The sequence below is a fragment of the Paenibacillus sp. V4I5 genome (assembly GCF_030817255.1).
Lineage (GTDB): Bacteria > Bacillota > Bacilli > Paenibacillales > NBRC-103111 > Paenibacillus_E.
In genome coordinates, this window is the sequence record NZ_JAUSZB010000002.1 from 3,750,191 (window position 1) to 3,772,605 (window position 22,415).

The following is a 22,415-nucleotide window of genomic DNA, read 5'->3' on the forward strand; positions in this document are numbered from 1 at the left end:
GACTGAATAAAATTTTCCAACTTTCGTAATAAAATCCTTTCATTTCGAGAAAAATAGGAAACGCATTCCTATAATCTTCATCCAGATCGCGGCAGGAGGGCCCTCGCATGGTTAAAGCATCCAAACAATTGATGAAAAGTATCCTGCGTAAACGCCCATCAGACAGGACGGGTGAGAATGATGAACATTCTGAGCTTAGTGATTCGTTAGACTATCACTTCATCGAAGAGCTTAAGCAGACTAAAATATCACTTCTATTACATGAAAATCATAAATTTATTAAAGCCATGTTTCAGGACTGCTCTGATGTTGTCGTCCGTGAATTCGAGATTGAGCCGAACATTCCGGCAATGCTTCTCTTCGTGGATGGGCTCACCAACACCCAACTGCTCAACGAAACAATGAAATCGTTAATGATTCTGGGTGGCGGCCAAACAGCGATTGACCGCATCGTAGGTACGATACTGCCGGTGTCTCAGACACAGATCTCCGATAATTACGGGGACCTGCTCGTTTCTGTTTTGGGCGGGGACACCGCCCTGCTCGTGGAAGGCAACGCGAAAGCCATTCTGCTTGGTATTCGCGGTACAGAGAAGCGCTCCGTTGGCGAGCCGGAGACGGAAACGGTCGTACGCGGACCGAAAGAAGGGTTCGTGGAGAGCATTCGCACGAACACCTCTATGATCCGCCGCAAATTAAAGACGCCCAGATTGAAGATGAAATCCATGAGCGTCGGCAAAGAGAGCAATACTGCTCTTGTCATTTGCTATCTCGACGACTTGGCAATGCCCTCCCTTATTGAGGAAGTAGTCAAGCGGATTGAGCAAATCAAGATCGATGCTATTTTGGAATCGGGCATGATCGAGGAGCTGATTCAAGACAATGTCTATTCTCCCTTTCCGCAAATTCAATATACGGAGCGCCCAGATGTCGTGGCCGCTGCTTTGCTGCAAGGACGGGTGGCCATCCTCACTGATGGAACCCCCTTTGTGCTTATCGTTCCCTTCGTATTCATACAGGTTATGCAAACGAGTGAGGATTATTATGAACGATTTCAAATCGGTGCGTTCTTACGGATGCTCCGTTACGTTTTTCTTTTCCTCTCACTCACGACACCAGCACTGTACGTTGCCATAACGACGTACCATCAAGAACTACTACCAACTGCTTTGATGCTAAGCGTTGCTGCCTCCAGAGAGGCAATCCCGTTTCCAGCCGTTGTTGAAGCCTTAATTATGGAGATCACATTTGAGGCTTTACGGGAAGCTGGCGTCCGCTTACCCAAGGCTGTCGGTTCCGCCGTCTCTATCTTAGGTGCCCTCGTCGTAGGACAAGCTGCTGTTCAAGCAGGGATCGTTTCGGCTCCCATGGTTATCGTCGTATCGATTACAGGCATTGCGTCCTTCACGATCCCGCGTTTTAACGGAGCTATTGCTGTTCGTATGATGCGCTTTCCTATTCTCATGGCTGGGTCCCTGTTCGGCTTCTATGGCATCTTCTTCTCTTTGATGATTTTAATTGGCCATATGGCGAATCTGCGCTCCTTCGGAGTTCCTTACTTATCACCGCTTGGACCTTTATCCGCTACGGATTTGAAGGATGTGCTCATTCGCGCTCCTTTGTGGCAGATGGAGAAACGTCCCGAATTCATGAGTGTCCAAGATACACAACGTATGGACAGCAAGCTGCCTCAACAAATCAAGAAGGACGGAGGCATAGACGGCAGTAACATTGAACACGAGCATAAAGCAAGTGAGGAGGGCAAGCCTAATGGCACATCATAAGCATCTATTCAAGCTCGTGATGACGATGCCCCTTATCTTGACATACCTAACTGGATGTTGGGATCGAACAGAGACCAACGATATTGCTTTTGTGTTATCCTCATCCGTGGATTTGGAGGATAACGGCAAATATCGTATTGCCTATATGTTACCGCTCCCTGGTTCAATGGGTGGTGCCAGCGGCGGTGGAGGAGGGACGTCTGGAGGCAAAAGCTATTACATTGATTCGGAAGTAGGATCAACGCTGCGCGAAGCCACAAGTAAACTGCAGATGCGCATGTCCCGCAGAATATTTCTCTCCCATCGGCGAACGATTGTCATAGGTGAGAAGTTTGCCAAGAAAGGCATTGATACTTTATTCGATGTTGTCCCCCGGTCGCCGGAGAGCCGTTTGACCACCTACCTTGTCTTGACCAAAGGCAAAGGCTATGACCTATTAAACACGGATCCTAAGTTCGAACGCTTTCCTGCTGAGACGATTCGTGAACTAACGAAGTCACGCCAGTCTATGGCCACCTCAACAAAGGATATTGGCATAGCCTTAAGCTTTAATAGCGACCCCATCATGAATTATTTCGAACCTAAAGAGGGACAAGTCGCCAAAGAGCCTTCACAAGAAATTCAGGCGTTTGGCTATGCTCAGTTTAAGGGCGACCGCTTGGTTGGCATTTATACGAAGCAAGAAGCAGATGGACTTATGTGGCTCCGAGACCAAGTAAAGGAGCATCTACTCACCTTCCCTATGGAACCAGGTAAAGATATTTCCATTTTAGTGACGGAAGGACACACCAAAATTAAGCCTAAGCTGCAAGATGACAAGGTTGTTTTCGAGCTTGTTGTAGATGCTGTTGGAGCGGTTCGCGAGGATTTATCCAAGCTTGATCTTAACAAATCAGAGTTAATTCATAAGATTGAAAGGAAGTTTTCGGTGCAAGTTAAGAAGTCCATACTAGCTACTATTAATCAGATGCAAAAAGAAGGGACGGATTCCGCCCAACTCGGTTTAATCGTTTGGCGAAAACATCCTCATGCTTGGAAAACCCGATTTGAAGCCAACTGGGAGGATTATTTTAAGGATGCGGAATTCCGTATTATGGTTAATGCCTCCATACCGGAAACCGGTCTTATCAACCAAAATGTGGTTCAAGAAGGGATGTAAACCATGAATGGCATCTTCATGCTCAGTTTTCTTTTCACGCTGGCTGTCTCCCTAATTATCGATCGTAGGATGCTGAAGCAAGAAAAAAACGCTGTAAAGATGACCTATGGACTCATTACTTTTCTCATCGTGGGTCTCTTTATCAGTAAACACTTGCATTGGAACATACCGATGCCTTCACGTTTCTTCATTCATACAGTCTCCCCCTGGCTAGTCCGTGTCTTGGGTATCAAATGAAAAGGTGGTCTCACCATGGATAGTAAGCAAGTGATTAACCAGCGTCAGCTTTCATGGATAGCTTCTTCTATTATCACAAGCGGAGGCATCCTCACCTTGCAAAATGTACTTGTCCGTATCAGCCAGATGGATGCCTGGTTCAGTTACTTACTAGCTGTATTCTATTTATTCGGGATTGCTAGCTTTTTTGGTTTCATGACGAGAATCTATCCCCAGAAAAATATTTTTGAGATTTCCAAAGAGGCACTTGGCAGGTGGGGAGGCACCGTTGTCAATCTGTTCATCTTGTTTCACTTCTGGCAGATCGTTATTCGTGACATTTCTGCCGTTTCACGATTCAGTACTACACTTCTTCTTCATTACACACCAGTGGAGATTTTAATTTTACTGACTTGTTTCTTACTTATTTACTTCGGAAAAACCAGCATAGAAGTCATTGCTCGCGTGAATGATCTGTTCTACCCACTTTTCGTCATTACCATTCTGAGCATGCCTCTGCTGCTATCTAACGAATTTTATCTTCGTCTCGTAACGCCTGTCCTGACGGCGCCGCTGCAGCATGTGGCCGCTAGTAACTTGCTGACGATCGGGAGTGTTGGCGATATTTTCATTCTTGGCGCCTTTCTTCATACGGTGTACAACGCCAATCAAGTCCGATCCTCTATTCGTCATGGATCACTGCTTGGTGTTTTCCTTCTCACACTTGTCATCTTCTCCATACTCGTCGTACTCGGGCCAAAGATGCCGGGAAATTTCTTATATCCATCTTACAATTTAGTCCAAACGATTCATGTCACCGACTTTCTCGATCGAGTAGATATCATTATGCTAATGATCTGGTTCCCAACAGTCACTTGCAAATTCGTTGTGATCTATTTGGCACTCCTCTTAGGAATCAGTTCGTTCCGTAATGAACGAAACTATCCGACCATTAACAAGCCAGTCGCTCTACTCATGGCCATGACCACCTACTTATCGTTCAAAAGCATAACAGAACTTCTATCGTTCTCGAACTACAGCTCTCCCGTTATCGTTCTTGGCTATCAACCTTTGGTCATGGGAATTCTTGTCTTCGCCGCATGGAGGAAGCAGAGAAAAAATCCTTCCAACCGTTCTCCTTCCTCTGGCGGGACAGACCCAGAGATGAACCCCTCTCGGAAAGTGTCTAAAGTAAGCCAACGCTTAACTTATAATCATTGGCTCTGGGGAGGGAATATACTGATGGTCTTCTCGGCTATTTTTGTGCTTATCGGACTCATGTTCAGCCCGTATAAGCCGATTATTGGAACGATCTGCGCGATATGCTTTGGCTGTTGTCTGTTCTTGACAGCCTGGACAACTTACATGGAGGTGAGCCTGTTGAAGCAAGCAGAAGCCAGCAAATGACTTTGGCATAAAAGCACGAAAAAAAGCACCGCATATTAGCAGGTGCTTGTGAGGATTAAACAGGAACTGACTGGCTTAACCGACTTTTGGCCACTTTCAAGTAGCCATACATATTTAGATATTCGCTTTCGTTCGCGAATCGCAATTTTAACGACCCTGCGGCTTCTTGGATATAAGGTTTCAGGGCTGATGCCCCTCCACCAATCACATAGAAGCATTGAATATCGGGATATTTGCGCCAGCGTTTTTTGATCATCTCGATCATACGCAAAGCCGCGCGGCGGAAATGCTGATCCACGATCGGTCGAATATCGACCTGCCCTTCGCCAAGGAGTTGAATCGTAAATTCACGATTCTTCACTCGCTGCACCAGCTTCGCACGGCTTGGAAAGACGTAGCCGTAAGCATCTTCGACATCGCGAATGACGGCATCCAAATAGGTAGCGATACCAATTTGCTCGCCATGGCTGAAGTGATTGTCAATGGCCATCCGTTTGATAACAGGAAAATCAGTTGTCAGCGCACCGATTTCGCAAACGCCGATGCAGCCGTTGTAAATCTCCTCATCCTTGACTTGCAAGCTGTCGTGCGTAGCCAAATGGAACATTGCTGCCGCCCCTTCAATGGAGACTGCAACCTTGCGAACCGCTACTTTAATCTTGCGATTTTGGAATTGTGGAGTGGATAGAAATGTCACTTCATGCTCACCAAGAAGTCTCTGCTCGAATTGCTGGTTGAACTTCGCAAACGCACGCACAGGCAAACCGGTTCCAAGCGTATATTCGACTTCGTCTGCATTTCCGTACCCAGCATTAAATGCTTGGTTGGTGAGACCTTGATAAGCTAATGCAGTAAGCGCAACAATAAGGGATTGATCCGATATCGCCTTATTATCTGTGTCTTCAAGCTCTAGGTTATCTTCGTGTTCCAAAGCAAGTTGTCCGACGAAATAACGTTGATTTCTTTGTGAAAGGGATGGGCTGTAAATCATCACGTCCAGCGCTTTCAACGGTGTATCCTCTTCCTGCAAGATATGTCTTTCGTATCCCGGCGCAATGATATTCGGGATCACTAACGGTTCTCTAGAACCATCCAGCACCAGTTTAATACTATCGTTCCCTATATCGATACCTGCAAGCTTTATCATTAGTGGCTACACTCCATATCTACAACTTCCTGTATTTGTTAAGTACATTCGATTAAATCCGACAGTATTCCTTCCTACTTTCGACTCATTTTTTATAGGACCAGCAGGTATTAGGAAGGTTTTTATCAGAATATGACGAATGAAGTACAGGAATATGAACTTTACCAAATTCAACCACGACAGGAGACAATTAAGCCTTTATGAAGCTCAACTGGAAACCCAAAAAACTGACGCTAGTCATCATTCCAGATGCCAATCAATCGGTCGTCAGGTTTCGTATTCCCCATTTATTCGCTTATATCGCTGCAGCATGCCTTTCGGTGCTATTGCTTATTTCTATAATCACGTATGTGATGCATGCAAATACCTTGAAAAAGGCTAGCGCTTTGCAAACTAAGCTAACAGGAGCTAACCAGCAATGGAGTGCTGCATTAAATTCCAAGGACAAGGCCATCGAACAATTACAGAATGAGGTTATTCAACTGTCTCAGCAAGCCGAACAAATGAAAACACAAGTCGAAGAGATGAAGAAATTCGAAAATGATCTCAAAGCGATTGCCGGGATCGACGCCAACACAACCGGCACAGCTGTTGCCAGCACGTCATCCAGCAAACAGGATAAACCTGCGGATGCAGATGCAAAGCTCCCTACCCTTGATAGCGGCATTGGCGGAAGTCCTAATCCAGCTTCCCAGGAAGACATTATAAAGCTTGGTGAGAAGACATTAGCTTCCTTCACGGCACTTAACAGCGAAGTGAAAGAACTGCAAACCAACTTAACCGCAACGAAGCAAAAGGTTGCCGATAAACAGCATTTGCTTCGCATTACCCCAACCCTGTGGCCGACAACCACAAAGGTCGTCACATCAACGTTCGGTTACCGTAGGGATCCTTTTACGCATCGTCCCAGCTTTCATTCCGGCATTGATTTCGGTGCCCGTGAGAATGATCCTGTCTATGCAACCGCAGATGGCAAAGTCATCAGTACGGGGAAGGATATGTTCCACGGCAACAATATCGTCATCGAGCATTCCAAGGGATTGCGCACTTGGTACATGCATTTAAATAAAATTTTAGTGAATAAGGGAGATTCTGTGGAAAAAGGTAGTTCTATAGGCCTAGTCGGCTCCACGGGACGCAGTACTGGACCTCATCTGCACTATGAAGTACTCAAAAATGGGGAAAGCATCGATCCCAAACCTTATCTCAAAGCAATTCGAAAGGATGAATAACCACCATGTTTAAGAAAAAGAAAGACTTCATGAATCCGAATACAACCGATACTTTGATTGGAGAAGGAACAACCTTTGAAGGCCGTATCAAGTCAGAAGCAAGCATTCGCATCGAAGGCAGCATTACAGGTGATATCGAATGCGCAGGAGATGTTATCATAGGAGAAAATGGCGTTGTAAAATCCAATATTTCTGCAAGAGACGTTGTACTGGCCGGAAGTGTGCAGGGTAACATCATAACCAAGGGCAAGCTGACGATTACTTCTACGGGTTCCCTTCAAGGCAATATCAGCGCGGCTTCCTTTATCATTGAAGAAGGTGGTCTATTCCAAGGAAACAGTAAAATGGACTCGAAAACACCAACAGCTGCTCCTCTGCAAAACGGTGAGCAAGAGAATGGGAATAAACCTGCCTCATCCGCAAATGGAGCATTTAAGGGGAATACAGTGGCTATGTAAGGTCATTCCTAGGCTTGGGGCAAGGCGCATGATATAATAGTTGGAAATTCATTTCTAACTGATACAGGAGATAGGGCCTATGAGAGAACAGACGATACTTTTTGATCTTGATGATACGTTGGTGCATTGTAATAGATATTTTGACTTCGTGATTGACCAATTTATCGATCTTATGCTTACTTGGTATTCCGGGCACGGACTTAACGCGCAGGACATCAAGCAGAAGCAGCTTCAAATCGATCTCGCTGGCATTCACATTCATGGCTTTATGCCGGATCGTTTTCCCAAATCATTTGTTGAGACGTACCAATGGTTCGCCTCACAGTATAACCGTCCAACTAATGTAAAAGAAGAATCATGGTTGTTGCAATTAGGCCACACTGTTTATGAATACACGGCAGAGCCTTATCCGCTTATGAACGAAACACTCGATCATCTTAAGCAAGCCGGACATCGACTGTTCCTATATACAGGTGGCGATGCATCTATCCAAATGAAAAAAGTGAAAGATTTGAGCTTAGACACCTATTTTGATGATCGCATCTTTGTTACGGTGCATAAGACAAGAGAATATATGGAAACAATCATGAACGAACAGCGTTTTGATCGCAACCACACATGGATGATCGGCAACTCGATCAAGACGGATGTACTGCCTGCGCTGCATGCAGGTATCCACTCGATACACATTCCTGTACAGCAGGACTGGGAGTACAACACAGGAACCATTGACATCACTCCTAAAGGGGCGTTCTACCAGTTGAACTCCTTGAAGGAAGTTCCTGATACCATCCACGCGTATATTCAAAAATGAGAAAAGGACGATTCCAAAGGTTCATTACCTAGGAGTCGTCCTTTTTGGTATCCGTTAGTCTCTGGACCACCCGATAATCAGGCGGCTACATCACGTCTACGGAATATTTCCCATGAGAGTACATTAAACAATAAGAAATAGAAGAGCAGCACGGTTATAGAGAAACCAAGCGTCATCCCTTCCGCCAGCGGCTGCCCCACTAAGTAGGGAGTGAGATCGGTATTGGCGAATAAAAAATATTTGCCCCAGCTGTATCTCAGCAGCAATATCGTAATAATTTGCCCCGCGAACATGATGAAAATACTAAGTCCAATGGCTAGGGAAGAGCTGCGAAATACGGTCGAGATCATAAAGGCCATCGTCACGATCATGACGAGTTCGATTAACTTTAGTCCATAGGTTGCAAACACATACACCAGCATACTCTCTTCCTGAACTTGTCCTGCTGCATTTACAGTTAGGTGTGGAAGGCTTAGACTCTGAAATCCGTAGAGGAACCCGTTCACAATCAAAGAAGTAATAAACATCACAATCAGCAGAGTAGCTGCAAACAGAAGCGTTGTTAGATACTTTGATAAGAGAATCTTCGCTCGATTGGCAGGACGAATGAGCAGCAGTTTGATCGTCCCCCATGTAAACTCACCAGCGACCATATCTCCGGCAATGATTACGGTAAATAATGTAACCATGATGATTAATCCCGCTGCACTTAAGGTGCCACCCCATAACGTGTTATCTGTCGGAGGGTAATTATGATCCAACATGTACTGCTGGAGTGCTATGTCCTCCCTCATCTGCTCTCTAAATTTGGCCGGCACATCCTGATTTTCCAGTTCTTTCTGATTGTGCTCAATCGATTCCGTTGCTCTGGTCTTCCAGTCTTCATTTGCTTTATAGCCCGAATGTGAAAACAGCGCAGCTAATACGACAATAGCAATCAATAATCCACCTAGAATCCAAGTTCGCAGCCTACGATAAATTTTCATATGTTCATTTCGAATTAGATTAAGCAATCGGATCACTTCCCGTCATCTCTAAAAATTGATCTTCCAGGGATTTGGTAGCCGCTCGGATGCCGTAGACCGCAATCCCTGCCTCTACGAACCTTTTGTTCCACGCAGCGGTTTCTTGTTTATCGAGATTCATGATAAGGTCATCCCCAGCTACATTCACTTGTGCTCCGTGTTCTGCTGCTAATGTCAAAGCTTGATCCATCGATGCCACCTCAAAAGCCACCTGCTGCTTGCCATCCGCCTGACCAAACTCTTTAATCAGTCTGACGTCCACCAGCTTCCCGTTCTGAATAATGGCGACACGATCGCACATCAACTCCATCTCCGAAAGTAAGTGACTGGACACGATGACTGAGATTCCATCCTCCCGGGTAAGCTTCCGCAAATGATCACGCAGTTCTCGAATACCAGCTGGATCCAGCCCGTTGGTAGGCTCGTCGAGGATTAGTACCGACGGCTTATGCAGCAAGGCTTGGGCAATTCCAAGCCTTTGGCGCATACCGAGGGAGTACGTTTTGACCTTGTCATGGATTCTATTTTCCATACCAACAAGATCAATGACCTCATGAATTCGGTCTTCCTCAATGCCCGGGAACATTCTCGCGTAATGAACCAAATTATGATAACCGCTCAGAAACTTGTACATTTCCGGATTTTCCACAATAGCGCCAACATGACGAATCGCTTGCTCAAAATGGGTACGTATCGAATACCCGCCAATCCGTATATCCCCTTCCGTGATCGACATGAGTCCGACCATCATCCGGATGGTTGTCGTTTTTCCCGCTCCGTTCGGTCCGAGAAACCCAAACACCTCGCCCCGCGGCACCTCAAAGCTTAATTTATCAATAATCGTCTTAGAACCGATTCGTTTTGTAATTTGATCGATTTTTACTATCGGTGTAATGGCATCTGTTGTTGCCGTCATCCTTAACACTCCCCTAACTTTTAACCAATATAACCCAATGCTACCCTACCTGAACCGCTTTGCCTAGTAATCCTCCTAAGAATAGTATAGTCATAGAGTAAGGTCACAAACCATCACCTAACCTATATGACTGCACTCACTATGGCTTTTTCCTGTTTTTATGTACAATGATCTTATAAGATCTTGTGTAAAGGAGTCCTTTTATGATTCAAAGAAGACCTTGGCACGGTGTGGAGTGGTCCCTGTTTATCGTCTTGACTGGTTCTACGCTGCTTGGCTTACTTTATGCGCTTCTCCATATGCATGAGCATGAACTAACTGCCACCATCCAAACGATATTGGCCATCCTCCTGTCCTATGGCGTTCCATTTCTATTCTGGAGACCGAACTACATCAACTCAACTTTCTATCCGATTGCCGTGCTGCTGACAGGTATCCCTCTACAAATCTATCTTTCATGGATGCAGCAGGATGCGTACCTTACTATTAATTGCCCATTAATGGTTATTGGATTCCTCACCGACCGAAAAAATGCTTGGTGGACCGCTCCCATATTTATGGTGGCTATGCCTTTAGAGTATTTTTTCATCCTGCATAGCGGGATGGGGGTTGGTCAATTATTTAGCATTATCTTAAATGCTGTGCTGTTCTTTGCCATTGGCCTTAGCTTACAACGGGTTGTGACTTCGAATGAGAAGACCGAAAAGCTTTTAGCCGAGAACCAACGTCAGTATCGTTTAATCCATGAGCAAAATAACGCATTAGAGCAGTACGCCAACCAAATCGAACAGCTTACACTGCTTGAGGAGCGCAACCGGATGGCTCGTGAATTACATGATACAGTGGGGCATACGTTTACTTCCGTCATCATGGGGATGGACGCTGTGTCCTACCTGATCGAAACAGCACCAGACAAAGCCAAAGAAAAGCTGGATGTCCTGCGTAGTGTAACCCGCAATGGACTCGAAGAAGTACGCCGCAGCATTCATCAGATGGTCCCCGAGGGCGATATGCTGCTCTCCCAGCAATTGACGAGACTGGCCAACGAATTTGCCCTTCATACCGGGACCCAAATCCGATTCACGACCGTAGGCGAGGAATTCGACATTCCGAAACAAACCAAACTTTCACTCATTCGCTGCCTGCAGGAATCACTAACCAATGCCAAACGGCATGGCCGGGCTTCCACCGTAGAAGTTACACTCACTTACTCCGATGATTTAGTCGACATTCGCATTGAGGACGATGGCATCGGTACGGAGCAGCTGAAAGTTGGCTTTGGTATCAACGCCATGCAGGAACGCATATTTGCTCTGCAAGGTACACTTCAGGTGAGTTCCACATTAGGTCAAGGTACTGTCGTCCATTGTTCCATTCCCGCCAAACGCTTGCCATCATTCTAAATCCTTTCCCGTTGGAAGCACCGGGTGGTACAATGTGGATACACACTTAAGCAGCGCTTTCGATGCCAGTTTTTCTGGCGAAAAACTCAAGTAACGCTTTCGATGCCAGTTTTTCTGGCGAAAAACTCTGAGGAGGATCAAGCATGAACACGACCCCGCTTAAACTTCTCCTGGTCGATGATCAGGATTTAATTAGAGAAAGCCTGCACATCGTACTTGATATGGATCCGGATATTCATGTCGTTGGTTTGGCTGAGAATGGTCACATAGCCCTAAAGCAGTGCGAAGAACAGCAGCCTGACGTTGTACTCATGGACATTCATATGCCTGTCATGGATGGCGTCGAAGCGACCCGCCAAATCAAGGCAACATGGCCTCAGATTCGCGTCATCATCCTGACTACCTTCCAGGAAATCAGCTATGTCGTTGATGCCCTAGGAGCGGGTGCCGAAGGCTATTTGCTCAAAGCCATTCATCCGAAGGATCTGGCGGCCGGTATCAAATGGGTGCATCAAGGCGGTACACTCATCCCGCAAGATATCGCCAGAATGCTCGTCCAGGAAGCGAGAGGCGCTTCTGATCACACATCGCAGAGTGCTGGAGTCAAAGCTGTAGAAGAGCAGACTAGAACCGACACTTATGGACTGAGCGAGCGCGAGTTGCAAGTACTGCATTGTATCGCAGATGGCCTCAATAACCGAGAAATTGCCGAAAAGCTTTTCTTGTCCGAAGGCACTGTGAAGAACTATATTTCCAGCATATACTCGAAAATGGACGTCCGAGACCGCGTGCAAGCATCCAAGAAGGCTCATGAGGAAGGGATGCTATAGCATCCAGCTGTACTAAGACACGGAAAGACCGCTCTTCGATTAGGAAGATGCGGTCTTTTGTCTTTTCAACTATCCGAAAAGCTTCTCCAGTAACGACTTCTTTCGTTTCCGAATCTTTCTGTAGCTTTTCACCCTGGAATATGTCGGCTCTTCATCAACCGGGTCAGGCAATTCAGCTGAATAGAGCGTCAATTGTTGGGACTCCTTATTTAAAACTTCGACATCCATGTCCGTCGGCTGCTGCAGTACCACGATCCCATTTGCCAACTGTTCATGGAGCTTATGTTCAATTTGATATTCAAATTGCCGGAGCAGTTGTTCTTGTTGTTTGTTCTGGCGTATAAAATGCTCATGAAGCTGCGTTTGAAGATCCGCAACCTGCTGGGAGAGGAGCACAATTGCTTTTTGCAGAGAATGAAGATGCTGTGTACCGATGGGTTCGTCGATTTCAAATTCCTGAAGGTCCTCCCCATTCTCAGTTAGCAGTGCATGCAGTTCCGCCGGCGTGATGAGATTCTCTTTCTTCATGTGCTCCCCTCCAATCCGTGCATACTAGGCTTTCGCAGCATCGCGCGTTTACCTGCTCCCTCTATTGTACATGATGTATATGAATTGTTCACCTTTTGATTCTGTGAGTTAGGAGTAAATCAAACATGCAAATAGAATCCCATCTTAAAAAGAAACAGCGAGTACTAGATAATTTCCTAATGCCTTTCGTACAATCACGTTCCTTTCCTATGTGGCTTAGCCAACTCATCTCCATGCTCGGCGGTTCTGTTACTACTGTTATTTTACCCATGGTTGTTTATTCCCTAACAGGCTCAACCACGATGATGGGCATCGTAATGGCTGCATATATGCTCCCTTACGTAATCATGCTCCCCTTTTCCGGCTGGATCGTCGATCGCTATGATCGCGTTAAAATATCTTGATCTATTAGGTTCTTTCGCCCTGCTGCCTGTGAGTTATTTCCTCATTGGCTTAATTGCAGATGGGATTGGCGGGATAACAACCATAACGATATTCGCTTCGATTGGCATCGCCATTGTTGCTAGTGTGCTATGCGTACCGGCTATTCGTCGGTTTCAGTAGCGGTTTGAAAAGCTTCCATACAGCTATTGCCTTTCGGAAAACGGCTTCTCAACCTACTTTTCCAGCCTCGTTGCGGTTTTCAAATACTTTAAGCTCGGCACAACTGCTTTTATTTCCACCAAATGCGGTAAAAAAAGATTTGCAAACAAAAAGGAAGAAACCCAAACCAAGGGTTCCTTCCTTTTTCCGCATATTATGGTAAATTCGACGATCCCATCAAGTAACGATCAACTTCACGAGCCGCTGCGCGACCTTCGTTGATTGCCCAAACTACGAGGCTTTGCCCACGACGCATGTCACCGGCAGCGAAGACACCGTCCACGCTCGTCGCAAACTTACCGTAGTCCGCTTTCGCGTTGGAGCGCTCGTCTTTGACGACGCCGAGTTGATCCAGCACCGTGTTCTCCGGTCCTGTAAAGCCCATCGCGATCAGTACCAGCTGAGCTGGGTATACTTTCTCGCTGCCTGGAACTTCCAGAGGAACGAATTGACCCTTCTCGTTCTTCTGCCACTCGATGAGCACCGTGTGCAGTTCCTTCAAGTTGCCATTCTCATCCCCCACGAATTTCTTCGTGTTGATTAAGTATTGGCGCGGATCTTCACCTTGCACCGCTGCCGCTTCTTGTTGACCGTAGTCCACTTTGTGGACTTTTGGCCATTCTGGCCAAGGATTGTTCGCAGGACGTGTGTCCGGCGACTTGGGCATAATCTCAAATTGCGTAACACTCTTCGCTTTGTGACGCAAAGATGTGCCCACGCAGTCTGTTCCCGTGTCGCCGCCGCCAATGACGATAACATCCTTACCTTCGGCGGAAATAAACGCGCCGTCGGCGTGCTCGGAATCCAGCAAGCTCTTCGTGTTCTTGCTCAGGAATTCCATGGCTAAGTGGACGCCGCCTAGCTCACGACCCTCGATCGGAAGATCGCGGCCTTTCGTTGCCCCGCCGCACAGAACGATGGCATCAAACTCCTCTTGCAGCTTCTCAATCGGATAGTTCACACCGACATGAGCGCCGGTAACGAACGTGATGCCCTCGGCTTCCAGCAGATCCACACGACGTTGGACGTACTTCTTATCCAGCTTCATGTTCGGAATGCCGTACATGAGCAGTCCGCCCACGCGGTCTGCACGTTCGAACACGGTAACCCAGTGTCCGGCTTTGTTCAACTGCGCTGCTGCAGCGAGTCCGGATGGACCCGAGCCTACGACAGCTACCTTCTTACCTGTGCGCACTTCCGGAGGCTCAGGTGTAATCCAGCCTTCATCGAAGCCTTTATCAATAATGGCTTTCTCGATGCTTTTGATTGTAACCGGTGTATCCTTCAGACCTACCGTACACGAACCTTCACATGGCGCCGGACAAACGCGTCCCGTGAACTCAGGGAAATTGTTCGTCTTGTGTAAACGGTCCAGAGCCTCTCTCCATTGACCGCGATACACCAGATCATTCCATTCCGGAATGAGGTTATTAACCGGGCAACCAGCGGCCATGCCGCTGATCAACGCCCCTGTGTGACAGAATGGAATCCCACAGTCCATACATCTAGACCCTTGCGTCTGCAATTTATCTTCAGTCAGCGGCGTCGCAAACTCCTTCCAATGTCCAATCCGGACTAGGGGAGCAGCTTCAGATGCCACTTCACGACGATGTTCTATAAAACCAGTTGGTTTACCCATTTACGTTTAATCCCTCCCAAGAGTTTTTCGCCAGAAAAACTGGCATCGGAAGCATCACATGTTTTGCTTATGCAAAACTTACTTCGTCAGCATCTGATCTGATTCGTTAGTTTCCACCGACACGTGAAACATCCCTCATATTCGCCTCGAAAGCAACCATAACGGCTTCTTGTTGGCTTAGTCCAGAGCGTTTTACCTTTTCGATGGCATCAAACATCCGTTTGTAGTCCTTCGGTATAACCTTCACGAACTTCCAAACGTACTCATCCCAGTGCTTAATAACTTGGTGGGCAACGCTGCTATCCGTAAATGTGGCATGATGCTGTATCATCGTTTTCAGTTCGTTCATTTCATACGTTTCTTCCAACTGTTCTAGGTAAACCATTTCTTTGTTCACCTTACTTGAGAAGTCACCCTTCTCATCCAGCACATACGCGATACCGCCTGACATACCTGCTGCGAAGTTGCGGCCCGTAGAACCAAGGACAACAACACGGCCGCCAGTCATGTATTCACAACCATGGTCTCCAACACCTTCAACAACTGCTCGTACACCGCTGTTTCTTACGCAGAAACGCTCGCCTGCAATACCACGGATGTAAGCATCCCCGTCGGTTGCGCCATAGAATGCGGTATTTCCAATAATCACGTTGTCTTCGGGAACAAAGTGCGATTGACTGGAAGGGAAGATTGCCAGTTTACCACCTGATAATCCTTTACCAACGTAATCATTGGCATCGCCTTCCAGCGAAAGCGTGATCCCTTTCGGTACGAAAGCACCGAAGCTTTGACCAGCAGAACCATTAAAGTGGAGGCGGATCGTATCGTGCGGCAAGCCGTCCACGCCATGACGACGTGTAACTTCACTACCGACAATCGTTCCGACAACACGGTTGACGTTCGTAATTGGCAGGATGGCGTGCACATGCTCCTTGCGCTCAATAGCAGGCTCACAAATAGCAAGCAGCTTCGTTACGTCCAGTGAGCGATCCAAGCCATGATCCTGCGCCATTTGGCAGAATCGGCCCACATCCTCGCCCATCTCTGGTTGGTGCAGAAGCGGCGATAAGTCGACGCCCTTAGCTTTCCAATGCTCGACAGCTTGCTTAGACTCAAGCACATCTGTGCGGCCGACCATCTCTTCAATGGTGCGGAAGCCAAGCTCAGCCATCATCTCACGCACATCCTGCGCGATGAAGGTCATGAAATTGACCACATGCTGCGGATCCCCGGCAAATTTCTTGCGAAGCTCCGGATTTTGCGTAGCAACCCCAACCGGACAGGTATCCAGATGGCACACGCGCATCATCACGCAGCCAATGGTAATGAGCGGAGTTGTAGCGAAGCCGAACTCCTCAGCCCCGAGCAGGGCAGCTACGACAACGTCGCGCCCCGTCATCAGCTTGCCGTCTGTCTCGACGACGATACGGCTGCGCAGGTTGTTGAGCACGAGCGTCTGATGCGTCTCCGCTAGACCGAGCTCCCACGGCAGTCCCGCATGGCGAATACTCGTCTGCGGCGACGCGCCTGTTCCTCCGTCGTAGCCGGAGATCAGGACAACGTCCGCTTTCCCTTTGGCTACACCGGCAGCGATGGTGCCAACACCAACTTCGGATACCAGCTTCACGCTGATCCGTGCCCGCGGGTTGGCATTCTTGAGATCGTGGATCAGCTCAGCTAGATCCTCGATCGAATAAATATCGTGATGCGGCGGCGGCGAGATTAAGCCTACGCCTGGCGTAACACCGCGAACCTCGGCAACCCAAGGGTACACCTTGGTTCCCGGGAGCTGACCGCCCTCGCCGGGCTTCGCGCCCTGCGCCATCTTGATCTGAATCTCGTCCGCATTGACGAGATAATGGCTTGTGACGCCGAAGCGGCCGGACGCCACCTGCTTGATTGCGCTGCGGCGAAGATCGCCGTTCGCATCTGGCGTGAAGCGCTCAGGATGCTCGCCGCCCTCGCCGGTGTTGCTCTTGCCGCCGATGCGGTTCATCGCAATCGCAATCGTTTCATGCGCTTCTTTACTGATGGAGCCATAGGACATGGCTCCTGTCTTGAAGCGCTTAAAGATCGACTCGATCGGCTCCACTTCTTCGATCGGAATCGGTTGTCGGCCTTCCTTGAAGCTCAGAAGCCCGCGCAAAGCCATATATTTCTCATCCTCACGTTGGATGAGCTTCGAGAAATTCTTATATATCGCGTAGTTGTTCGTACGAACGGCTGATTGTAAGGCATGCACCGTTTCCGGTGTATAGAGATGGTCTTCACCGTCTCTGCGCCATTGCAGATCACCACCGGTATCGAGCACCTTATCGCGTCCCTCTTGCTCGGAGAAAGCGCGGTTGTGGCGGATCAAAGCTTCCTTAGCCACAATATCGATACCAATCCCGCCAATAGGGGTGTAGGTCCATGTAAAATACGAATCGATGAGTTCTTGGCTAAGTCCAATCGCTTCGAAAATTTGCGCCCCACGATAACTCTGGATCGTGGAAATACCCATTTTCGCCAGGACTTTAACAACGCCCTTCGTTACAGCTTTAATGTAGTTATACGTTGCTTTCTCAAGATCAACGCCAACAAGCTGCTTGCGCCCTATCATGTCGTCTAACGTTTCCAACGCGAGATATGGGTTAATAGCCCCTGCGCCATAACCGAGCAGCAAAGCAAAATGGTGCACTTCACGCGGTTCGCCCGACTCTACAAGCAAACTAACTTTGGTCCGTGTGCCTTGGCGAATCAAATGGTGATGGAGACCCGAAGTCGCAAGCAGCGCCGGAATAGGGGCCTTACGGCTATCTACACCACGGTCCGAAAGAATGATCAGCGAAGCGCCTTCCACAATGGCTTGATCAGCCGCTGCATAAAGGGCTTGCATCGCACTTTCCAGACCCTCTGTGCCTTCGGCTGCCTCGAATAACGTAGGCAAAGTAACCGTTTTGAAGCCATTGCGCTTAATATGACGCAGCTTCGCCAGCTCTTCATTGGAGAGGAATGGCGATTGCAAACGTATTTGTCGACAGCTCTCGGGTTCAGGGTTAATCAGGTTACGCTCAGGACCGATTGTAGTGCCTTGAGCTGTAATAATTTCTTCGAAATTCGCATCGATCGGCGGGTTGGTAACCTGCGCAAACAATTGCTTAAAGTAGTTATATAGCAGCTGCGGTCGATCGGAAAGCACGGCAAGCGGTGCATCCGTACCCATTGAACCAATGGGGTCTACACCCGTTTTGGCCATTGGCTCCAGTGTCTTACGCAGTTGTTCGAAGGTATAACCAAATGCATGCTGACGCTGAAGTACCGTGTCATGGTCGGAACCGAGCACGATTGGCGCATCTTCTAAGTCTTCAAGGGAAACGAGGTGCTCGTTCAACCAATCACGGTAAGGCTGTTCGCCAGCGATGCGGCTTTTGATTTCCTCATCGGTTACGATGCGGCCTTCGATCGTATCAACAAGCAGCATACGTCCAGGTCTGAGACGATCTTTGTACAAAATACGCTCCGGCTCAATATCCAAGACACCTACTTCAGAAGCCAGAACAATGAAATCATCGGTCGTTACATAGTAACGCGCTGGACGCAAGCCATTACGGTCAAGGATGGCTCCAATTTGACTGCCATCTGTGAAAGCAATGGCTGCTGGACCATCCCACGGCTCCATCAGTGTACTGTGGTACTCATAGAAAGCCTTCTTCTCATCGTCCATCGTTTCGTGTTTGGACCAAGGTTCTGGCACCATCATCATCGCTGCATGCGGCAGCGAACGTCCAGAAAGCATGAGGAATTCTAATGTATTATCAAACATTTGTGAATCGGAGCCATCGGTATCAATAACAGGAAGAATGCGTTTGAAATCTTCGCCGAATAATTCGGTTTCGCACATAGCCTGACGGGCATGCATCCAGTTCACATTGCCGCGCAGGGTATTAATTTCACCATTATGAATCAAATAGCGGTACGGATGTGCACGTTCCCAGCTCGGGAATGTGTTCGTACTAAAGCGAGAGTGAACGAGTGCGAGTGCGGAGTCTACTTTCTCATCTTGCAATTCAATATAATAAGCGTCAACTTGCTCAGGCGTTAACATTCCTTTATATACAATCGTTCTGCTAGACAAGCTAGAATAGTAAAATTGCGATTCACGATGAGATAATTTGATAGCGTTCTCAGATAACTTACGAATAATATATAGCTTACGCTCAAAATCCAAGTTGCTCGAAACATCTTCACTTTGACCGATAAAGACTTGGCGTACAAACGGTTCTGCTGACTTAGCGGAATCTCCCAAAGAACTGTTGTCCGTTGGAACGGTTCTCCATCCGAGGAATTGCTGCCCTTCTTGTTTAACAATTCGCTCAATTATACTCTCACATGCTTGGCGTGCCTCTAAATCCTGAGGTAAATAGACCATACCGACACCATAGCTGCCAGCAGCAGGGAGCTTTATATTCTCCTCTTCACAAGCGGACTGAAGATACGTATCCGGGATTTGCATCAATAAACCTGCCCCGTCACCCGTATTCGATTCACTGCCTTGACCACCGCGATGCTCTAAATTACAAAGGACACGAAGCGCCTGCTTGACGATTTCATGTGATTTGACACCTTTGATATTGGCAACAAAGCCAATACCGCACGCATCATGCTCAAACCCCGGATCGTACAATCCCTGTTTGGGAGGTAATCCAATTTTAGTCATGTTGTGCAACCTTTCTTCCCTCGTTTTTGGTTGTACTCTTCGTCCTTGTTGGACGATGGAGTCGTTTACCCTTGGACGCACGCGTTAAAGCGCTAAAAAGTGATGACACGCGAATGTCTATTCCACCTAAACCAAGCCAATTAATTAGATGAAATATTCTCAATATTTTTTATATTATATTAACACTTGATATCCTATAGTTCAATTCAAAAATAATTAATATGAAAAGGGTTTCATTATAATAGATTCCAGTGTAAAGATAGCAATGCCTGCACACTCCCTTAACGTATAGTACGTCAATGAAAGCGGACGAATCTGAACCGGCTCGACCGTCGATGTCATTCCCAGGCTTCTCGCCATCAGAGATGCCCGATAAGCATGGAAGCCATGCGTTACAATCACCGCTGTCCGATATCCTTTTTCCATCATAATCGCCTGACTGTTCTGTAAATTCTCCATGGTGCTTCGTGACCTCTCCTCTAAAAGGATGGCCCGCTCCGGTACTCCTTTCTCCATTAAATAACGTTTCATCGTTACAGCTTCAGAGGGTTCACTGCCGCCTATCCCCCCACTGGCAATAATATTCGGAGCTAATCCGCTGCTGTAAGCCTCCACCGCAATATCCAATCGCTCACGTAAAGCCGGACTCGGCTTGCCATCCCATACCGCAGCGCCTAGAATAATGATACAATCACTAGGAGTTCCATGGGAATGTTTCCAAGTATAGTTAACTTTCCAACTCATGAAAGAAAAGTAAAACAGGATGATTAGGAACAAAGCGACGAGTATCCAAAGCCAAGTTTTGAGTTTCTTTTTCATAGGACCATGATAGCAAACTTTCTATGTTTCATGCTATGATAGCTTATACCGCTGCAATGAACATACATCCAGATTCCACAGCCTAGGAGGAACTCTGTTTTGAGTATACAGCATACTTTTTCAACCGGAACGATCTGGGAGCCTCTCTATCAATGGCAAATGAATGCCCATCCGATTGAAGTTGAGCTTTTCCGGTCGCAGCCGGTTCGCCGTCTGAAGTTTCTGCATCACTTCGGGGCATCTGCGCTTTTTTCACCGATGACACATTCCCGTTTTGAACATACCGTAGGCGTCTGGTCATTGATGGCTCACTTTTGCCCAGATGAACCTCATCTGCGTATTGCTGCGCTTCTTCATGATATTGGACACTTGCCTTTCTCCCATGCGGTTGAGAGAACACTTGGGTACGATCATCATCAGCAGACGGAGCAATTGATTAGGCGCGGCGTCGTTGCTGATATTCTCATCAAGCATGGCATTTCGCCACCGTCGATTGTGGATATTTTGCATCAAGATAGCCCTCTTACGAATAAAACTACGCTGCTCGGGCTCGATCATCTGGATAGCTTTCTAAGAGATACTTATTATGCCGGACAACAAGTACGTCCACCCTCTGAGATTGTCAAAGGGCTTCGCTTGCGCGGTCATTATGTGGAAGCTGACGAAGATACGGCTGCTGCGCTCGTTCATGCGGTTGTCGAGGACCACCGACTCTTTCTGAACCCACAGTTTCTTGCGATGGATGCTCTGCTGGCCAAGGCCGCTGCTCATCACTGCGAGTCGAACCCTGGTATGAAGGAACGCATTCCTTCCCTTATGGATCACGAATTGATCCAGGAGCTTTTGCAGAGTAATAATGCGACTTCCAGGGAAATCATCCATGTGCTGATGTACGAGCCCCAACGGATTCAAATCAATGGGGAGCCTGTTCCAGGCAGTATAGAAGTCAAAATTCGAAAGCCTTACAAGAAACAGCCTCTGATCGGCGATAAGCCCGCCTCAGAAGCAAGCTTTCAATCCGCCGTTAAACTGGCAGAGCTCGATAGTATGACCGCTACTTACTTTTTCACCATATAACATTTATTACATCCGTAGAGGGGAATGGCCCAGCTTGGCAAAATTGTATTTCCGTTATGGCACAATGAACAGTGGTAAATCAATTGAAGTTTTACGTGTTGCACATAATTATGAAGAACAAGGAAAGAAAGTCCTGCTTCTCACGCCCGTCGTAGATGACCGTTTCGGAGTTGGCAAAGTCGTCTCCAGAATCGGCATGCAAAAGGTCGCTATCGTCGTCGACAAGAACTTGGATATGATTGCACTCGCGAGTACAGAACGCCCAAACTGCATTTTGGTTGACGAAGCGCAGTTTTTGAATAAAGAGCAGGTTGCTCAATTAATTGAAATTGTGGACGAATTGGATATTCCCGTTATTGCTTATGGGCTCAGGGCTGATTTCATGGGGCAATTATTCGAAGGAAGTGATGCCTTACTAGCTGTCGCTGACACGATTGAGGAGATCAAAACCGTTTGCTGGTACTGCGACAAAAAAGCGATTATGAATATGCGCTGCAAAGACGGGGAGCCGATCTTTCACGGTGAACAGATTCAAATTGGCGGTAATGAAAGCTATGTACCTGTGTGTCGTAAATGTTATGCATCTAAGCGAAAGTCTTCACAAATTTAAAGGCTATACCCTATAAATAGGTCACAAAGAAATGGTTTACTAAGAAAGG

Annotated in this window: 20 protein-coding genes; 13 read left to right on the plus strand and 7 right to left on the minus strand. The window is 47.3% G+C overall.

The window, feature by feature from the left end; genetic code table 11:
• Nucleotides 1–107: 107 nt before the first annotated feature.
• Genes QFZ78_RS18910 through QFZ78_RS18925 form a run of 4 tightly spaced genes read left to right on the plus strand, consistent with a single transcriptional unit; the run spans nt 108 to nt 4,566 of the window.
• Nucleotides 108–1,784 (plus strand): spore germination protein, encoded by a 1,677-nt coding sequence (locus tag QFZ78_RS18910; RefSeq protein ID WP_373460335.1) that lies wholly within the window; start codon nt 108–110, stop codon nt 1,782–1,784.
• Nucleotides 1,771–2,943, plus strand: coding sequence for a Ger(x)C family spore germination protein (locus QFZ78_RS18915; RefSeq protein WP_307549870.1), 1,173 nt, complete (start codon nt 1,771–1,773; stop codon nt 2,941–2,943). Before QFZ78_RS18910 ends, QFZ78_RS18915 begins: the two co-directional genes overlap by 14 nt.
• 3 nt (nt 2,944–2,946) lie before the next feature.
• Nucleotides 2,947–3,180, plus strand: coding sequence for a hypothetical protein (locus tag QFZ78_RS18920; protein WP_307549872.1), 234 nt, complete (start codon nt 2,947–2,949; stop codon nt 3,178–3,180).
• A 15-nt stretch (nt 3,181–3,195) separates the two neighbouring features.
• On the plus strand, nt 3,196–4,566 hold the full coding sequence (locus QFZ78_RS18925; protein ID WP_307549874.1) for a GerAB/ArcD/ProY family transporter: 1,371 nt from the start codon (nt 3,196–3,198) through the stop codon (nt 4,564–4,566).
• Nucleotides 4,567–4,621: 55 nt separating this feature from the next.
• Here the strand turns inward: QFZ78_RS18925 and QFZ78_RS18930 are convergent, their stop codons facing one another.
• Entirely contained in the window at nt 4,622–5,713 is a 1,092-nt protein-coding gene (locus QFZ78_RS18930) for a ParM/StbA family protein (RefSeq protein WP_307549877.1), read from the minus strand.
• Between the two features lie 200 nt (nt 5,714–5,913).
• On the opposite strand from QFZ78_RS18930, the gene QFZ78_RS18935 reads away from it, so the two are divergent.
• The 3 genes from QFZ78_RS18935 to QFZ78_RS18945 all read left to right on the plus strand — a co-directional run bounded on the left by QFZ78_RS18935 (nt 5,914) and on the right by QFZ78_RS18945 (nt 8,217).
• On the plus strand, nt 5,914–6,945 hold the full coding sequence (locus QFZ78_RS18935; protein ID WP_307549879.1) for a peptidoglycan DD-metalloendopeptidase family protein: 1,032 nt from the start codon (nt 5,914–5,916) through the stop codon (nt 6,943–6,945).
• A gap of 5 nt (nt 6,946–6,950) precedes the next feature.
• Entirely contained in the window at nt 6,951–7,403 is a 453-nt protein-coding gene (locus QFZ78_RS18940; protein ID WP_307549880.1) for a bactofilin family protein, read from the plus strand.
• Nucleotides 7,404–7,482: 79 nt separating this feature from the next.
• Nucleotides 7,483–8,217 (plus strand): HAD family hydrolase, encoded by a 735-nt coding sequence (locus QFZ78_RS18945; protein ID WP_307549882.1) that lies wholly within the window; start codon nt 7,483–7,485, stop codon nt 8,215–8,217.
• Between the two features lie 77 nt (nt 8,218–8,294).
• Here the strand turns inward: QFZ78_RS18945 and QFZ78_RS18950 are convergent, their stop codons facing one another.
• The gene (locus tag QFZ78_RS18950; RefSeq protein WP_307549883.1) at nt 8,295–9,239 is read right to left on the minus strand and encodes an ABC transporter permease; all 945 of its coding nucleotides are present in this window, start codon (nt 9,237–9,239) and stop codon (nt 8,295–8,297) included.
• A complete protein-coding gene (locus QFZ78_RS18955; protein ID WP_307549886.1) occupies nt 9,223–10,158 on the minus strand; it encodes an ABC transporter ATP-binding protein in 936 nt (311 codons plus the stop codon). Before QFZ78_RS18955 ends, QFZ78_RS18950 begins: the two co-directional genes overlap by 17 nt.
• 203 nt (nt 10,159–10,361) lie before the next feature.
• Between QFZ78_RS18955 and QFZ78_RS18960 the strand changes: the two genes are divergently transcribed.
• On the plus strand, nt 10,362–11,561 hold the full coding sequence (locus tag QFZ78_RS18960; protein WP_307549887.1) for a sensor histidine kinase: 1,200 nt from the start codon (nt 10,362–10,364) through the stop codon (nt 11,559–11,561).
• Nucleotides 11,562–11,704: 143 nt separating this feature from the next.
• On the plus strand, nt 11,705–12,391 hold the full coding sequence (locus tag QFZ78_RS18965; RefSeq protein WP_307549889.1) for a response regulator: 687 nt from the start codon (nt 11,705–11,707) through the stop codon (nt 12,389–12,391).
• Between the two features lie 69 nt (nt 12,392–12,460).
• Here QFZ78_RS18965 and QFZ78_RS18970 read toward each other — a convergent pair whose 3' ends face one another.
• On the minus strand, nt 12,461–12,919 hold the full coding sequence (locus tag QFZ78_RS18970) for a hypothetical protein (RefSeq protein WP_307549891.1): 459 nt from the start codon (nt 12,917–12,919) through the stop codon (nt 12,461–12,463).
• Between the two features lie 125 nt (nt 12,920–13,044).
• Here QFZ78_RS18970 and QFZ78_RS18975 point away from each other — a divergent pair, with 125 nt between their 5' ends.
• Both QFZ78_RS18975 and QFZ78_RS18980 read left to right on the plus strand, forming a co-directional pair.
• A complete protein-coding gene (locus QFZ78_RS18975) occupies nt 13,045–13,323 on the plus strand; it encodes an MFS transporter (RefSeq protein ID WP_373461048.1) in 279 nt (92 codons plus the stop codon).
• The gene (locus QFZ78_RS18980) at nt 13,301–13,483 is read left to right on the plus strand and encodes a hypothetical protein (RefSeq protein ID WP_307549894.1); all 183 of its coding nucleotides are present in this window, start codon (nt 13,301–13,303) and stop codon (nt 13,481–13,483) included. The genes QFZ78_RS18975 and QFZ78_RS18980 overlap by 23 nt, the downstream gene beginning before the upstream one ends.
• 193 nt (nt 13,484–13,676) lie before the next feature.
• Here QFZ78_RS18980 and QFZ78_RS18985 read toward each other — a convergent pair whose 3' ends face one another.
• The 3 genes from QFZ78_RS18985 to QFZ78_RS18995 all read right to left on the minus strand — a co-directional run bounded on the left by QFZ78_RS18985 (nt 13,677) and on the right by QFZ78_RS18995 (nt 20,679).
• A complete protein-coding gene (locus QFZ78_RS18985; protein ID WP_307549896.1) occupies nt 13,677–15,161 on the minus strand; it encodes a glutamate synthase subunit beta in 1,485 nt (494 codons plus the stop codon).
• A 106-nt stretch (nt 15,162–15,267) separates the two neighbouring features.
• A complete protein-coding gene (gene gltB, locus QFZ78_RS18990) occupies nt 15,268–19,860 on the minus strand; it encodes a glutamate synthase large subunit (protein ID WP_307549898.1) in 4,593 nt (1,530 codons plus the stop codon).
• Between the two features lie 216 nt (nt 19,861–20,076).
• Nucleotides 20,077–20,679, minus strand: a complete 603-nt coding sequence (locus QFZ78_RS18995; protein WP_307549900.1) for a YdcF family protein — start codon at nt 20,677–20,679, stop codon at nt 20,077–20,079.
• 99 nt (nt 20,680–20,778) lie between these two features.
• Here QFZ78_RS18995 and QFZ78_RS19000 point away from each other — a divergent pair, with 99 nt between their 5' ends.
• Both QFZ78_RS19000 and QFZ78_RS19005 read left to right on the plus strand, forming a co-directional pair.
• Nucleotides 20,779–21,756, plus strand: a complete 978-nt coding sequence (locus QFZ78_RS19000; protein ID WP_307549902.1) for an HD domain-containing protein — start codon at nt 20,779–20,781, stop codon at nt 21,754–21,756.
• Nucleotides 21,757–21,790: 34 nt separating this feature from the next.
• Nucleotides 21,791–22,366, plus strand: coding sequence for a thymidine kinase (locus tag QFZ78_RS19005; protein ID WP_307549903.1), 576 nt, complete (start codon nt 21,791–21,793; stop codon nt 22,364–22,366).
• Nucleotides 22,367–22,415 lie beyond the last annotated feature (49 nt).